Genomic DNA, 15,314 nt, shown 5'->3' on the forward strand with positions numbered 1-15,314 from the left:
TACAATCTAACACAATTAGTTTTTAGTTCAGTCTTTTTAGTTCAGTCTTGTGAATACACAGACAGTTATAATTTTTTAAGATCCATTTACCTAAGTTTATGAGCCTTCGTATTTACAACACCATCACCAGACGCAAAGAAGAATTTAAGCCATTGCAAGCGGGAATCGTGAAAATGTATGTCTGTGGGGTAACTGTATATGACTATTGCCACTTAGGGCATGGCAGGGCATATGTGGTGTGGGATATGGTGCGCCGCTATTTGCAGACTAAATATCAAGTCACCTACGTGCAGAATATTACTGACATTGATGACAAAATTCTCAAGCGATCGCAGGAACGGGGGACAACCATGCAAGCGATCGCCGATCAATATATTGCTACCTATAACGAAGATATGGCAAAGCTAAATATTCAGCCTGCTGATGCCTATCCCCGCGCGACAGAATCGATTTCTGAAATTATTAAGCTAATTGAGCAATTGATCAAGGGTGGCTATGCCTATGCCGCAGGGGGCGATGTCTATTATGCCGTGCAGAAGTTTCCCAATTATGGCAAGCTTTCAGGGCGCAAGCTAGAGGATATGCAGTCGGGGGCAAGTGGGCGCGTTGATGAATTGGAAGAATATAAACGCTATCCCTTTGACTTTGCATTATGGAAGTCCGCTAAGCCCAATGAGCCTTTTTGGGCATCACCTTGGGGCGATGGTCGTCCGGGGTGGCATATTGAATGCTCGGCGATGGTGCGATCGCGTTTAGGCGAAACCATTGACATTCATGCAGGAGGTGCAGATTTACAATTTCCCCACCATGAGAACGAAATCGCCCAATCAGAAGCCGCCTATGCCAAGCCCTTAGCTAAATATTGGATGCACAATGGCTTTGTGAATATTGATGGCGAGAAAATGTCCAAATCCCTGCACAATTTCAAAACCATTCGCGATTTATTATGCCATTTCGAGCCGATGGCAATCCGTCTATTCATTCTGCAAGCCCAATATCGTCAGCCCATCGATTTTACCGAAGAGGCAATTAAGGCAGCGACTAAAGGTTGGGAAACTATTCGGGATGCCATGTTATTTGCCAAGGATTTTGGCGCAAAGCTGGGCTGGACAGATCTAGCATTGCCAAGTAGAGAAACTGTACAGGCAGCGATCGTTGGTTTTGAAGAGGCAATGGATGATGATTTTAATACTTCTGTCGCTTTGTCCTATGTATTTGAACTAGCGAAAAAACTCTGTTCTGAACGTAATTCTCTATTGCATTCTGGTAGTACTGATAAAGATACAGATGTTCTATATCAAAAATGGCAAGCACTCAGTTATATGACTAATGTGCTAGGCTTTGTCGCAGATTCTCCTACCCAAGATCCTGACAACGATGAATCCGTCATCAATGATTCCGAAATCGAAGTTCTCATTCAACAAAGGCGTGAGGCGAAGCAATCTAAAAACTATGGCGAAAGCGATCGCCTCCGCAATCTGCTCAAAGCCCAAGGCATTACCCTCATCGATCAAAAGGATGGCACAACCCGATGGATTAGGGATTAACTTGCCATTAGTTCTGGCGTTTGAGAATTTCTCTTGCCATATTTAAGAAATAGTCGGGCTTAACCACTGCATCGCCATTAGCGCGATCGCGAGAATTAACATCATTGGTTTTGAGTGAGATATCAAGATCCGATAGTACAATCGGATTAATATCTAAGGTTGGGGCTGATGACTCAACTGGCGAATTTGTGGGCGGCGGCAAAGCCCTTGGTGTGTATAGCAAATAAACAATGCGATCGCCCTTTTCCCAAGACATATCCGCCGAGACAATCTGTAATTGTCCTTTACGCTCAAATAGCAATGGTAATAACTGCCCCGCATTAAACATCGTATTAAAACTGTTGAGTTTATCCGCCATTTCTAATTCTGTTAAGAGAACTTCGCCCACCCGCACTTCCCTTTGCAGAATATATTGATTCCATGTTTTGATGGGCAGGCGATCACTAAAGGCTTGCTGGACTGAGGCTTGACTGCGGCGATCGCCATCACGGACATATACAGCAAATACCTTCGGCGGATTAAATTCCTTCACAGCCAACTGCGCGATGACAATATTTACATCAATATTGATGGTCAGTGCCAAAAAAGTCCCCGCCGAATCTAATCCTGCTTCAGCTAAGGATTTTGCCTCCAGCCCGTTGCTAACAAAGGTGGGAATATCATAGGCTTCGGCTTGACGACAAAGATCGGCGCTGGTGTCGATGATGGCGACATTTTGACCATTTGCCTGAAATAAACGCGCCACAAGAATACCAATGGGATTACTGCCCACAATTACCAAACCCGAAATATCAGGCTGGTTCAGTCCCAAAAGCTTCGCGACCAATTTGGCTGATAGACCTTGCAAAAATACCGTCATGGCGATCGTTAGGAATACTAAAGCCTTGATGGATTCTCCCCCATTTACGCCGCGCTCAGTCAATAAAATTGAAAATAATGAAGCAACGGAAGCCGCCACAATTCCTCTGGGCGCACACCATGCAAGGAATGCTTTCTGCCGCCAAGAAAATCCACTATTCCATGTACTAACAATCACATTGAGCGGACGTACTACCAACATTAAAAAGAGAACTGTCTTTACTCCATCCCATCCCAAGGCGAAGATACTAGGAATGGAAAGATTTGCTGATAGCAAAATAAATAATACGGAAACAATGAGCGCGACTAATTGACTTTTAAATTTTAGAAGAGCGCGGTTGTTAGGGATTTCGGCAGCCCGTAACACAATCCCCATTACCACCACTGCGGTTAGTCCCGATTCGCTTTGAATTTGTTGCGCTGTCTCAAATAGCCCCAATACCGCCGCCACCACGACTGCGCTCTTAGTATCTTCAGCGAGAAAGGTTGCCTTCTGTAAAAATTTGCCCAATAGCCAACCCGCGATCGCCCCCAAAACACCGCCCACCCCAAGGCGTTCCACCAGATCGATTACCACCTCAAACGCGCCAGCACTCGGATTAAGTGCCACATCTAAGACCACGACCGCTAATACTGAGCCGATTGCATCAATCAGTACCCCTTCTCCTTCCAAAATCGTTGCCAGTCGCCGATCTAGCCCCACTTCTTCAATAATCGGGTTAACCACCGTGGGTCCTGTCACTACCACGAGGGAGGCATATAAAAAGGCGATCGTCCAAGGAAATTCGCTGAGCCAATAGGCGGCAATGCCACCACCAAGTAAGGTAATCAAGGCTCCGATGGTAATCAAATTACGCAAACTTTCAGAAACTTTGCCCAATTCTTTTAATTGCAGATTTAGCCCACCATCGAACAGGATCAAAGCTACGGATATAGAAACGATCGCCGCTAGCCCGTCTCCCAATAGGCGCGGTTGCACCAAATTTAGTCCATCTCCCCCTAGAGCGACCCCAAATATCAGCAAAAAGACAATACTTGGCACACGGAAAAAGTTGGCAGTTACTCTTGCGGCAATACCTGCCACGATTGCCATCACAATAACAAAAGAGAGAGAAAATTCCATGAACTAGTGCGTTTCTAGTGACACCACTAAATTAACGTTAAATTGCGATTCAAAGGGTTGCTTTTTGTAATCTAGGCTCCATAATTCTAGACTACAGGGATCGTGAGGCTGTTGGGCTGTGAGATGTAGATGACAGTCCCGCGATCGCCCCTGACAAGATACACGAATGGCAGCGATCGCGGCGATCTGACGGCGATCGAGGGCAGTTGCCAACCGCAAAAAAGTACTGCCTTGGCGCACAAATAGTTTCACCCGTTCATTATCTAGCTTTTGGAAATTTTCATGCTTTTTCTTGGGTTCACTTTTGCGGTGATAGCGGGCTAAATTGGCAATAGTTTCAATTTCCGACTCGGTATAGCCCAATAACCCACCATTGCGGATCAGGTAATAGGAATGCTTGTGGTGAGCATCATGGCTGACGTGATGTCCAGAGTTATGCAGCATTGCCGCCGCCCACAGCAGATGACGTTCCTCATCGCCCCATTCATGCAGAATGCCTTGGGTTTGATCAAATAGACTTATAGCATGGTTTGCCACCTGTTTGGCATATGCCAGATCAATGCCATATTTATCCGCAAGTTTGAGAACACTGCGATCGCGGATAGAACTTTGATAGCGCCAACCATCCTCAATATAACCATGACGGATCATCCAATCCACCACCAAACCTTCCCGCAATGCCCTCTGACAGAGGTTAAGCTTCGGGATATTGAGGAGTCGCATTGTTTCCAGTAAAATCAATGCCCCTGCTAGAATAATTTCCGCCCGCTTTTGTCGCACCATGGCTGTGCGCTCTTCCAAATTTGCCTTTCGCAACCGCCAAACAATATTTTCTAAGTCAGCAAAAGAAATTTCATAGCCTTGCAACGAATTAGGAATAATGCCTAGCTTTTCTTTGGCGTGGAGATTGGCAAGGGTTTCGATAGTTCCTGATGTACCGAGCGCGGAAGGCGATTTGATGTTTTTTTCTAGCAATAGCGATCGCAGATCATCGGTCGGACGCTCAATGGAGCCATGAATATATGCCAACATCCGTTCATAATCAGTTTGCGAAATGGGATCGGTCTTTACAAATAAATCAGTCAGACGAACTGCCCCAATCTTGGTGCTGCTCAAGTAACTAGGATCACGCCCATCCCCCAAAATCATCTCCGTTGAGCCACCACCAATATCAATGATCAAATGTGGCTCATCTTTGAGTTCCATTGCCGAAATTACCCCCAGATAAATCCGCCTTGCCTCTTCCTGCCCTGAAATAACCTCTATATGCAGTCCTAATTCTTCGTAAATACGGTGGATAAACTCTTGTCCATTGGGAGCTTCGCGGGTGGCACTGGTGGCAACTGCCACAATTTCTTCAACCTTGCAGGTTTGACATAATTCTTGACAGCGATGCAAAGCTTCTAGCGATCGCTGCATTGCTTCCTCGGTCAGATTTCCTGTTTGAGCGCAGCGTTCACCAAGACGCACAGTAGCTTTTTCCGACTCAATCACGCTAAAGGTGGGGATTGCGGTCTTAATTTGGACAATAACCATGTGGATGGAGTTTGTGCCAATATCGATCGCGGCTAACGTTTTTACATCTGAAGTCATGACTATGGCGGCGAAGTTTCTCCAGTCATGGTAGTTGAAAACTTGTCACTTGCGTATAGCAAATAAAAAATTGCTATGCCAGTTTTTTATTTGTTAAAAAGCTATAATTACGTTGCTGCAACCTGCCTCAAGCCAAATTATGCTAAAACAGCCAGTCATTCTCGTTGTTGATGATGAGTCAGCCAACTTTGACGTTATTGAAATCTTGCTGTTTAAGGAGGGGTATGAACTGTATTATCGTAACAGTGGCGCGGCGGCGATCGCCGCCTTTGAAGAAATTCAACCCGATCTGATTTTGTTAGATGTAATGATGCCCGACATGGACGGCATCGAGGTTTGCCAAAAATTTAAAAATGATCCGCGATCGCAACATATTCCCATCATTATTATTACGGCGCTATCGGAAAAAGAGGATCTTGCCCGTTGTCTAGACACAGGAGCCGATGACTTCATTAGCAAGCCCATCAATAGTAGTGAGCTTCGCGCCCGCGTGCGTTCCATGCTCAGGATCAAATCTCAATATGATTTCATTCAGCAGACAATGAATCTTCGCGAAGAGATGATGCAGGCTATTGTCCATGATCTTCGCAATCCTCTTATTGGGATTAAACTAGGCTGTGATTCTCTGAAGATTATGGAAATATCCGATCGCGCCACCAGTAGAATCAATCAAATCAGTGCCACTGCGGAGCAGATGCGTTTTTTAGTAGATGATATTTTGACCATCGGCAGAATTGAATCCAATAAACTGACTTTAAATTCGACTAGGATTGATGTAGTTGAAATTGCTCAATTGGCGATCGCTAGTTTTGAGTCCCTAGCTACAAACCGCCACATTACAATAATTGCAGAACTGCCTGCCAATCCGACCTATATTTCTGGTGATCCTCATTTGATGGGCCGCGTCTTCGACAATCTCATCGACAATGCGATCAAATTCTCCCCAGAACCGAGTTCCATTACCGTTCGCATTGATGAGTTTCCCCACAACCCCGACCGTCAGGATCTCGTTAAAATTGAGGTGATTGATTTTGGAACAGGCATCAGCTCAGAGCAGAAACAGATTATTTTTGAACGCTATGAGGTGGGCAAAATTATTTTGGGGGTTGCCCAAATTGGTATTGGGCTGTCCTTTTGTAAGATGGCGATCGAGGCGCATGGTGGCAGCATTTCCGTTAGCAACAATCACCCCACAGGTTCCATATTTACGGTTATTCTAGAAAAGGCGTGACAGGGATATTTGCTGTTAGCGCTTAGCCATGACTTCAAATATTCCGCCGCCTAGGACGGCGTGCCGATCTCTTAGGTGGTTCGGCATCATCATCACCACCAAAATCATTATTAAAATCATTATTAGAACGAGAATCGTTAAAATCAGCATCTAGGCGATCGCGGTCATCATAAATATCACGATCATCGCGATTTCTAGGATTTGCAGCAGCTAAGGGATCGATATAAGGATCAGTCTCGGTAGAGTAGTCTGGAGCATAGTTAAAATCTCCATAGTCGGCATAACTTTGAGGTGGGCGGGATTTAGAACGGGGGCGGCGTTTGGGTTTGCGCGGTGCAGGGCGATCGCTATATTCATTATTGTTTTGACGACTCTGATAAAAGTTATTTGCCTGCTGTCCTGCTTGGTTAAACAGTTTGCCCAATTTCTGATCGATTTGAAATCCCTTACGGCTCTGGATGGAAATGGTGCGGCTAAAGCGATCGTGAAAAGCTTGGCGCTTCTCCTCATCGACGATCGCAAAGGCAGCATCCGCAGCAAAGGGAATCCATGCAAACACAATAAAAGTACTGGTAATGGTTTCAATCAGAAATAGGGAGCAGGCAAACACAAAAACTTCCCGCTTTAAAAATGCTCCTAAGCCTGCGGTCTTACCAAATTCTGCATCAATCACCCGAATGCTCATCAGCCAGCGCCCCAAGCTCTGCCCCTGACCACGCGCCGCCACAAATACTCGAAAAATAAACCAAGTACAAATAAAAGTGAACAGCCGCAAAGGGTTACTAGTGGTGATCGATAGCAGTGATAGAATTAGCTCTGCCATAAACCAGCAACTCAAAAAATCGACGATCAAAGCTCCAAGGCGTTGGTTGATCGTGGCGAGGGGATAGCGACTATAGGCTGGCTCAAAGTCCATGATTTAGGTAAATGGTATTTACAAGTGAAAATGGCACAAGGCAAGGTGCGATGGCGATCCTATTTTAAGCTGACCGATGCCAAAGAAAATTTAGCAAATCCTAGCAATGCCCATGCTTTACAAACTTTTCTTCAATATTTAATATAATATTCAATTAATTAAAGGCATTTAATTTATTAAAACCTAAAATCTCATGAGTGAATCGTTAAAAGCAACCCGTACCACAGTCGCGATCGGCAGCCTCACCGTTGATGCTTTCATGCTACCCGATGGCAGTTATCGGATGTCGCAATCAGGTGCTGCAAGTGCTATCGCTGATGCTCCAGTTTACGCATTACGTTTTTTGAAGACAAATGACTCCAAACTTTTACTAGGAGAGGCTTTTACGGATTACAGCCCTGAAACTATAGAGGTTGAATCTGACCCAAATGTAAGAGGTCAAACCCGCATCAATGCTCTACCGCTAGAGGTGGTTGCAGCATATTGGCTATATCGTGCTTTTAAAGGTAATAAAGCTGCCTTTATTCTTTCAGGTGCTTTGATATCTGAATCCTTAGAGCGCAGGTTTGATGATGCTTTTGGGGTGGTGCGTACAGAGCAAGAACGCAATGATGCCACTAGAGCTAGAATCGAAAGCCTTGAACGTGATCTTGCTAGTTTGGGTGAAGGGTTTGCGATCGATCAGGAAATCCGCCGTGAGCGTGATTATTTTGAGTCACTGCTTAAACAAAACGGGATCGATCCCTATGGCTTGCCCAGTAATTTTCCTAATGACGATCGCCCAACTTCATGAATTCCCCAATCCTTTTAATTGCGATCGGCAATACCAGAATTAAGGCGATGATCTGCGCCCAAGAATTGTTTGAAGACTGCCCAGATCGCAGCTTTAACCATAGCCTTAACCATCAAATTATTGCTACCCATGCCTATCCCCATGCTCAAATAGATCAGTTGATTGAGCGCATTCAGGATCAAAGTTTTTCTCTGATAACGATCGCCTCGGTTGTACCAAATTTGCAAACCCCTTGGCACGATCTACCACAAACACAAATTATTACCACTGCTGATGTGCCTCTAGATGGTCTATATAGCTCAATGGGTAGCGATCGCGCCCTTGCTGCCTTTGGAGCGGGTGAGTTTTATGGCTATCCGATATTAGTGATTGATGCAGGAACCGCAATTACTTTGACCGCGATTGATCCTCACAAAAAATTGATGGGCGGTGCAATTATGGCGGGACTGCGATCGCAATTTGCCATGCTTCACAGCAATACTGCCGCTTTACCAATGTTGACGGCTCCTGATAGTTTACCGCACCGATGGGCGATCAATACGAATACTGCCATGCAAACGGGCATTGTCCATATTCTGCTCATGGGGTTGCAAGCTTATATTGATGACTGGCGATCTCAATTTCCTGAAAGCAAGGTAATTATGACGGGTGGAGATGCTGACCAGTTTCAGAAATGGGGACTAGCGATCGATATCGTTGACCCCAATTTAATTTTTCGGGGAATGATTAGCTTTCATAGATCGTGTCTTCTTCGCTTTCCTCCAGATCGGGCGGCACATCAATAACTGGGGGAATAGCCTTGACATGGGGTAATGATGCACCATCTAAGCCCTTCGCAATTCTCGCTGGGGAATAGTCTAGGGTGACAAACAGAGGATAATGATATTCACCGCGATCGCTAATAATATTATTGCGATGCTTCCAAGGTAATAGCCAATAATATTCCTCCCCTAGTGCCACTTCCACCTGTCGCCAGCGATGCAATAAAGACGAAAAATCCTCATTAGGACGATGGACAAATATAAAAATTTCCTGCCCCGTTTTTACTTTCCAATCGGGGTCGCACATGATCAGCGCAAGGTCACATTGCAGTTGCTGATGGCTTTGTTGTAAGTGAGCGCCCGAAATTTGCACCACTGGCAACGGAATCGAGATCAAACTATCAATGGGGCGGCGCAAACTGGGAATGAGTTCAAAATAGGGGCGATATGCTCGCAGTAAAGCGATCGCTTCGAGAGGGTTGCTGTAATGACTGAGTAGGGAGTCGTACTGAATTTGATGATTACTCATGAATGCAGCCTATATAGGCAAAATAAATTAAATGTAGACCAGAAAATAAGTGGCAGCGCTTCGCGCTGCCACTTATTTTTTTGGCTTTGATAGTTAGAAAACCTGTTCAATTTCGCCAATTTCAGGAATTTCTTCCCGCAGTTTGCGCTCAATGCCCATTCTCAAGGTCATTGCGGAGCTAGGGCAGGAGCCGCAAGCACCTTGCAGACGCAATCTCACAATTGGTCCTTCGATTTCCACGAGTTCCACATTACCACCGTCAGACATTAAGTAGGGACGCAATTCATCCAATATGTTTTCGACATTTTCTGTTGTTAAAGTCAGAGCCATAGATTTCTCTCAGTTACTACTAATATCTATGCTAATCGAAGATTAACTGTTTTTGAATTAATACAGGACAAAGCTCTGTACTAGTCCCAAGAAAAGCCTAGTTTTGCCGTGCTTTTTTTAGGCTGATCCACCGTCACGCCAAGAAATTTTGGTGTAGACTAGAAAAAATAAGCCAAGGACAAAATACATTCAAAACTATGATCCCCAATAACTGCCGCCAAGCAATTTGCCAATCTTTTGCACTTGTTGCTATGGGTGCAATGGCGATCGCAACCTTCCCATCCCAAGCCTTTAGTCAGGTTAATACTGCGCCAACTCTCTCAGAGCAAACTCTCCGTGATACTCAGCAACAAGAGCGATCGCCGATGAGCATAGGTGGAAGTAATCTGAATATCATGCAATTGATCAATAACATTAATTTAGCTGGCGGTAAGTCTCCAGAACAGTTTCGCTCTGAACAGTCTGAGTCTTTGAATGAGGCTGTCGACAATTTCAGAAAGCAGCAACGCCGCGAAATTAAAATTTCTATTCCCACTAATCAGTAGTACAGCGCCGACAGATGACTCAAACATCACCAAAAAAAGCGGCGCATCGCGCCGCTTTTTTATTTAGTCTCTGTAGCATTTTTCACTCAGCAAAAACCTCGCAATCCATCCTCTAGTACGGCTTGGGAGATACTCTACATAAGCCCAGTTCACGGCTTCGCTGTCACTTTCAATCACGGCGGCTCCAATGTCGTAACGCAGTTGGTTTACCCTTTGTCCCACTAAGACATAGCCGATGACATCAAACTCAACCCCAGGACCAGAACGCATATTAACCCGTGCTCCCCTTTCAATACCAGTAATGTCATAATTGCAACGTCCTCGGACGATGGATTCGGCATTAGCGACTTGGCTAAATTGGGGCATGAGACTGACCAAAGGTGCAAGCACGGCAATCGTGGCGATTAAATTTGTTTTGATTTGCATGGTTTTGTACTATTTTTTGTATTGTTTGTTGTTAATTATGGGAGTTAACTATGGATAGCCCTATGGTAAGCAGTAAAAATTTGTTAAGTTGTTCAATTAGGCTGCCAATGAAATAGCCTGACGTGGGACTCAAAAACAAATGCATAGGTTATTTATTTTTAGTTTCCAAGTAAGTCTCCTAGAAAACTTTTCAAACAGGCTCTAAGATTGAGGAAAAATTTATTAGCTTCCCCAGATATAAATAGAGTCATTTTAAGTTTTCATGATTTTAAAGTTAAAAACTTTTCTAAATCAGCGATTAAACTTGGTGGCCAACGGCGGATATTTTTTAACCAGTTGAGATCGCGGTAGCGGCGATCTAAATTTTCTACTGATACCCAGTTGCTCTCAGCTTCACCTGCTCTTTTATTTGCCCAAAGCGCCGCAGTCAGCGCTGCCCGCACATCTGTGTAATTAGGGTATTTGCGTAATATATTTTTCATCGCCTTAATCGCTTCATCGGTCTTGCCCACCTGATACAACGCGATCGCATTGTTGCCAAAGGCAGTACTAAACCGTGAGTTGACCTGCATGGCGGTTTGATAGTCGGCGATCGCCTCATTCCACTTACCCAAACCCGCCTTAGCATTGCCGCGATTGTTATAGGCTGCCGCATCTTGAGGGTTTATCGACAAAACCCGATCATAGTCAGCGATCGCCTCATCCCATCTGCCCAAACTCTCCAATGCCGCACCACGATTGAGGTAAGGATCGGGATAGTTGGGGGCAAGTTCCACGGATTTATTGTAGTCAGCGAGGGCTTCCTGTGGACGATTTTGACTCATTTTGGAGTTGCCGCGATTGCTCCAACCTGCGGCATTGTCAGGGTAAAGCTTGATTAAATCTGTCCAATAGCCCTCCGCCGCCACAAATTCCCCCGCATCGGTGGCATCAAAGGCTTTTTTAACAAGGGCATCTAGTTGTTGTGATTCTGCCTCAGTTATGTTGATCTGTGCCTGTACAGGCGCGATCGCCGCAGGATGAAATAGTAAAAATAAAACCAGAAAAATTGCGGTTATGAAGTGGGGCATAGCGATGAGGTTCCTAAACAGTACCTAATTAATCATATCTTGGTTGCAAAATACTTTGGCAGTGATATCAATTCATGATATCATAAAATCATTGCCTACAAAAAAGTGTAAATCCTTGAATACTAAAAATAAAAAAACTCTAAACGCGATTTTTGAAGATCCTATAAGCTCAGATATTAGATTTGATGATGTAAAGAAATTAATAAAAAGCTTGGGTGGCAAGATTAAAGAGGGAAGAGGATCAAGAGTAATGTTTGAGTTAAATGGCAAAATTGGGCGATTTCATGAACCTCATCCCAATCCAGAAATAAAGAGGTATGTAGTTAAAGATTTGCGTGATTTTCTAGAGGTGGCAGGATGTTTACCTGAAGAGGAACAACAAAAGCAAGAAAACAAGCAAGAAAACAAGTAAGAAAAATATAAGTTCAGGGGGCAAGTTTAACACTGCCCCTCACCAAGTCAAAGTTCGTCAAAACTCACAGGAAGAAGCTAAAGCACATGAGTATTATTACTTATAAAGGATATACAGGGAAAATTGAAGTTGATATTGAGTCAGCTATTTTGCATGGTCGAATCTTGGATATTAATGATGTAATTACATTCCAAGGCAAAACAATTGAGGATGCAACTCAAGACTTTGAAGATGGTGTAGATGACTATCTAGAGTTTTGTGCAGAAAGTGGGAAAGACCCTGATAAACCCTACTCAGGTAAACTTCCATTTCGGACTACGCCTGACCATCACAAATTGATCCATCTTGCTGCTACTAAAGCTGGTAAAAGCATCAATGCGTGGATGGATGAAGTGCTTACTCAAGAAGCTAAGCAAATAATAAATATTAACTAAACGCTTGGCTGAATGGTAATTGTGCCGCGCATCCCTGCTTCAGTATGACCAGCGATCTCACAGTGCAGTTCGTATGTCCCTGACTTAATGGGGATAAAAGTCCATGCGGCGGCTGTATTCGGACGTAGTTCCAGTTCACGGATATTACCTTTGATTTCCACATTTCCTGCGACAACATTTTGTGTCCAGATCGCATCAGCAAAATCTTTGCTGGTGAAATAATGCTTGAGATTGCTGACATTATTCAGCATTAATTTATAACGCTTGCCAGACTCAAACACAAAATGATCGGGGATAAATTTTAATTCATTATTTTGATTACTCAAGCTAACTTCAACAGCGATCGCGGGTTGCTTGGTAAAGTCAACGACTGGCGCAGCGATCGCTAAGCAAGGATTAGATAACAAATAGACAAATATAAAAGAAATCACTAATAAACTTTTTTGAATCTGTTTGAGCATAGACTTAATTATTGATTGCGGCGATTTGGTTTAGCTGCTATTTTGACACCAAGTCGCATTAGCCGAAATAATATATAAAATACGGCAAAGCCAATGGTTAATAAAACGAGAAATTGCGGTATGCAATTCTTGAGAGGACAGAAAATCACTATAATTAGCAGCAATTCTCCAAATACAAATAGAGCTGCTAATGTCGCGATCGCGCTTAAAAGAACTACAGTGTAGCCAATTAATCTATTCATAATCCCATGACCAAAATAGCTAAATTACTTAAAGATCGTTTTCTAGTTGTACAAGCGATCGCCATCAGCAGCTTGCTGATGATTATATTGCTACTTACTAGTTTGGCGATCGCCCCTGTCTGGTCTGACTCAATACATTGGGATTATGACGGTGCTGAAAGTCCTGAAAATTGGGGGAAGCTTAGCGATAAATTTAAATTATGTGAGTTGGGTAAGACACAATCACCGATTAATATCAAAAATTTAAGCATCGGCAGTCCTGCAAATATTGAGTTTGACTATCGCTCTACCCCCCTAGAAGTCGTAAATAATGGTCATTCTATTCAAGTAAATTATGCTAAAGGCAGTACTGTGACTATTGATGGCGAAAAATATGCACTTTTGCAATTCCATTTTCATAGTCCTAGCGAACATCAAATTAATGCTCAGCCTGCACCAATGGAACTACATTTAGTGCATAGTCGTATTCCCAAAAATGGCGAAACTAATAGCGCTAATCAATTAGCGGTCTTAGGCGTAATGCTAGAACAGGGTGTCGCTAATCCCCTGATTGCCGAGGTGTGGAAAAATATTCCTGCGGCCGGTACTACTAAGAAAGTTAGCACGAGCCTAATTAATGCGATTAATCTTTTACCCAAGTCCAAAAGCTACTTTAGCTACGATGGTTCGCTGACAACGCCGCCCTGTAGTGAGGGTGTGAAATGGAAAGTATTTACCCAACCCTTGACCATTTCGCCAGAACAGATTGCCACTTTTACAAAGCTATACCCTAATGATGCTCGTCCAGTCCAACGCCTAAATGAGAGAATGGTGGAACTACACCTCTAGCGCGTCATGACCAATCTAAATTCATCGACCGATCCATTGGCAAATTCCGTAAACCAGCAATGGCAATGGCGCAATGGTGTCCTCACCTGCGAGTTGCTGCAAGAATGGCAACATGGCTTTTTTACCCGATCGCATTCACCAAAGCTGCCTGATGAGTTGCATGAACATTTACGTAAAGAGACTGCGCCTCTGGTGGGCAGAGCCTATCGTGCCAAGCAAGTTCACAGCGATCGCCTATTGCACACCCAAGAAATTGAAACCGCCATTAGTACTAACACCTCCTTACCAGAGGCAGATGGAGTTTGGACTAGCCCCCAAGCTGACGATCATCATCTCAGACGCTCGGTATGGGTATGCACCGCCGACTGTGTGCCTGTATTGATCGGCGATCGCCACTTAGGAACAGTCGCTGCGATCCATGCGGGTTGGCGTGGTACTGCCGCCAAAATTCTGCCCAAGGCGATCGCCATCCTCACCAATCACGGAAGTAAGCTGCAAGATCTTCGCATTGCCCTTGGTCCTGCGATTTCGGGGCAGGTCTATCAGGTTTCGCAGGAGGTGGCGCAGCAGGTGACAGCGACAGTTAACACGCCTGTGGGTTTGCATCCCGATGACCATCCTGAGCGCGTGAAGTTAGATTTGCGGCAGGTGCAAGCGCAACAACTGCAAGAATTGGGCATATCACCCGCAAACATCGCGATCGCCCCTTACTGCACCCTCAGCCATGAAGATATTTTCTTCTCCTATCGCCGCTACTGCCTTAATGAAGCTAACCCATTACCAAGAGCGCCCCAAGTGCAATGGTCGGGCATTGCTATCAATTCAAAAGTATAGGCGCATTGCTTGATAATCGTGATAGAAAGCGGTTGATCACTAATAACAAACTTGATAAAGCACTGCTAGAAGCATTGTTGAAAGAATGCAAAACCTCACTTCACCACCACCCTTAATGACCCCATCGATCTCTGTTACTCCTGAAATTGCGAATAATGCCCCGCCACTCCTTTGGACTAGTAAGGCAATCTCACGCCAAGAAACTGATAGATGCTGTGGTGTTGCGATAAGAATGATGATCGAAAATGAGATAATGCAATGTATTTGACATTCCCCGCGGTGAAGCGACGGGGATTCCTGAGCTAATCACAGCCCTTTCTGCTTGCACATACTTAGGTCTTACACGATTATGTCCCATCCGAGCTTACTAGAATATTCCTT

18 protein-coding genes are annotated in these 15,314 nt (G+C 44.3%); 9 read left to right on the forward strand and 9 right to left on the reverse strand.

Annotated features, from left to right (window positions below; genetic code table 11):
* The first annotated feature begins 98 nt into the window (after positions 1 to 98).
* On the forward strand, positions 99 to 1,547 hold the full coding sequence (gene cysS, locus H6F44_RS14945; RefSeq protein ID WP_190351827.1) for a cysteine--tRNA ligase: 1,449 nt from the start codon (positions 99 to 101) through the stop codon (positions 1,545 to 1,547).
* A 7-nt stretch (positions 1,548 to 1,554) separates the two neighbouring features.
* Here the strand turns inward: cysS and H6F44_RS14950 are convergent, their stop codons facing one another.
* Together H6F44_RS14950 and H6F44_RS14955 are read right to left on the reverse strand one after the other, a co-directional pair.
* On the reverse strand, positions 1,555 to 3,528 hold the full coding sequence (locus H6F44_RS14950; protein ID WP_190351828.1) for a cation:proton antiporter: 1,974 nt from the start codon (positions 3,526 to 3,528) through the stop codon (positions 1,555 to 1,557).
* A gap of 3 nt (positions 3,529 to 3,531) precedes the next feature.
* Entirely contained in the window at positions 3,532 to 5,121 is a 1,590-nt protein-coding gene (locus H6F44_RS14955; RefSeq protein ID WP_190351829.1) for a Ppx/GppA phosphatase family protein, read from the reverse strand.
* A 139-nt stretch (positions 5,122 to 5,260) separates the two neighbouring features.
* Between H6F44_RS14955 and H6F44_RS14960 the strand changes: the two genes are divergently transcribed.
* On the forward strand, positions 5,261 to 6,352 hold the full coding sequence (locus H6F44_RS14960) for a hybrid sensor histidine kinase/response regulator (RefSeq protein ID WP_190351830.1): 1,092 nt from the start codon (positions 5,261 to 5,263) through the stop codon (positions 6,350 to 6,352).
* A gap of 34 nt (positions 6,353 to 6,386) precedes the next feature.
* On the opposite strand, the gene H6F44_RS14965 is transcribed toward H6F44_RS14960, so the two are convergent.
* Positions 6,387 to 7,268: an RDD family protein gene (locus H6F44_RS14965; protein ID WP_190351831.1), complete on the reverse strand. Its 882-nt coding sequence runs from the start codon at positions 7,266 to 7,268 to the stop codon at positions 6,387 to 6,389.
* 193 nt (positions 7,269 to 7,461) lie between these two features.
* On the opposite strand from H6F44_RS14965, the gene H6F44_RS14970 reads away from it, so the two are divergent.
* On the forward strand, positions 7,462 to 8,061 hold the full coding sequence (locus H6F44_RS14970) for a hypothetical protein (protein ID WP_190351832.1): 600 nt from the start codon (positions 7,462 to 7,464) through the stop codon (positions 8,059 to 8,061).
* Complete coding sequence (locus H6F44_RS14975; protein WP_190351833.1) at positions 8,058 to 8,846, forward strand: type III pantothenate kinase; 789 nt, start codon at positions 8,058 to 8,060, stop codon at positions 8,844 to 8,846. Before H6F44_RS14970 ends, H6F44_RS14975 begins: the two co-directional genes overlap by 4 nt.
* On the opposite strand, the gene H6F44_RS14980 is transcribed toward H6F44_RS14975, so the two are convergent.
* Both H6F44_RS14980 and H6F44_RS14985 read right to left on the reverse strand, forming a co-directional pair.
* Entirely contained in the window at positions 8,788 to 9,351 is a 564-nt protein-coding gene (locus tag H6F44_RS14980) for a hypothetical protein (RefSeq protein ID WP_190351834.1), read from the reverse strand. The genes H6F44_RS14975 and H6F44_RS14980 overlap by 59 nt on opposite strands.
* Positions 9,352 to 9,444: 93 nt before the next feature.
* On the reverse strand, positions 9,445 to 9,681 hold the full coding sequence (locus H6F44_RS14985) for a NifU family protein (protein WP_190351835.1): 237 nt from the start codon (positions 9,679 to 9,681) through the stop codon (positions 9,445 to 9,447).
* Between the two features lie 197 nt (positions 9,682 to 9,878).
* On the opposite strand from H6F44_RS14985, the gene H6F44_RS14990 reads away from it, so the two are divergent.
* Positions 9,879 to 10,226 (forward strand): hypothetical protein, encoded by a 348-nt coding sequence (locus tag H6F44_RS14990; RefSeq protein WP_190351836.1) that lies wholly within the window; start codon positions 9,879 to 9,881, stop codon positions 10,224 to 10,226.
* 63 nt (positions 10,227 to 10,289) lie between these two features.
* Here the strand turns inward: H6F44_RS14990 and H6F44_RS14995 are convergent, their stop codons facing one another.
* The gene (locus tag H6F44_RS14995) at positions 10,290 to 10,652 is read right to left on the reverse strand and encodes an SH3 domain-containing protein (protein WP_190351837.1); all 363 of its coding nucleotides are present in this window, start codon (positions 10,650 to 10,652) and stop codon (positions 10,290 to 10,292) included.
* A gap of 260 nt (positions 10,653 to 10,912) precedes the next feature.
* Positions 10,913 to 11,722: a tetratricopeptide repeat protein gene (locus H6F44_RS15000; RefSeq protein ID WP_190351838.1), complete on the reverse strand. Its 810-nt coding sequence runs from the start codon at positions 11,720 to 11,722 to the stop codon at positions 10,913 to 10,915.
* 115 nt (positions 11,723 to 11,837) lie between these two features.
* Between H6F44_RS15000 and H6F44_RS15005 the strand changes: the two genes are divergently transcribed.
* Entirely contained in the window at positions 11,838 to 12,134 is a 297-nt protein-coding gene (locus H6F44_RS15005; protein ID WP_190351839.1) for a type II toxin-antitoxin system HicA family toxin, read from the forward strand.
* A 92-nt stretch (positions 12,135 to 12,226) separates the two neighbouring features.
* Positions 12,227 to 12,568, forward strand: a complete 342-nt coding sequence (locus H6F44_RS15010; protein ID WP_190351845.1) for a type II toxin-antitoxin system HicB family antitoxin — start codon at positions 12,227 to 12,229, stop codon at positions 12,566 to 12,568.
* On the opposite strand, the gene H6F44_RS15015 is transcribed toward H6F44_RS15010, so the two are convergent.
* Positions 12,565 to 13,029 carry a plastocyanin/azurin family copper-binding protein gene (locus tag H6F44_RS15015; protein WP_190351840.1) on the reverse strand — a complete coding sequence of 155 codons (465 nt, stop codon included), beginning with the start codon at positions 13,027 to 13,029 and terminating at the stop codon, positions 12,565 to 12,567. The two genes, H6F44_RS15010 and H6F44_RS15015, sit on opposite strands and share 4 nt — an antisense overlap.
* An 8-nt stretch (positions 13,030 to 13,037) precedes the next feature.
* On the reverse strand, positions 13,038 to 13,271 hold the full coding sequence (locus tag H6F44_RS15020; protein ID WP_190351841.1) for a hypothetical protein: 234 nt from the start codon (positions 13,269 to 13,271) through the stop codon (positions 13,038 to 13,040).
* 6 nt (positions 13,272 to 13,277) lie between these two features.
* Here H6F44_RS15020 and H6F44_RS15025 point away from each other — a divergent pair, with 6 nt between their 5' ends.
* Both H6F44_RS15025 and pgeF read left to right on the forward strand, forming a co-directional pair.
* Positions 13,278 to 14,099: a carbonic anhydrase gene (locus tag H6F44_RS15025; RefSeq protein ID WP_199302145.1), complete on the forward strand. Its 822-nt coding sequence runs from the start codon at positions 13,278 to 13,280 to the stop codon at positions 14,097 to 14,099.
* A 6-nt stretch (positions 14,100 to 14,105) separates the two neighbouring features.
* Positions 14,106 to 14,933 (forward strand): peptidoglycan editing factor PgeF, encoded by an 828-nt coding sequence (gene pgeF, locus H6F44_RS15030; protein WP_190351842.1) that lies wholly within the window; start codon positions 14,106 to 14,108, stop codon positions 14,931 to 14,933.
* The last annotated feature ends 381 nt before the right edge of the window (positions 14,934 to 15,314 follow it).

The organism is Pseudanabaena cinerea FACHB-1277 (assembly GCF_014696345.1).
Classification (GTDB): domain Bacteria; phylum Cyanobacteriota; class Cyanobacteriia; order Pseudanabaenales; family Pseudanabaenaceae; genus Pseudanabaena; species Pseudanabaena cinerea.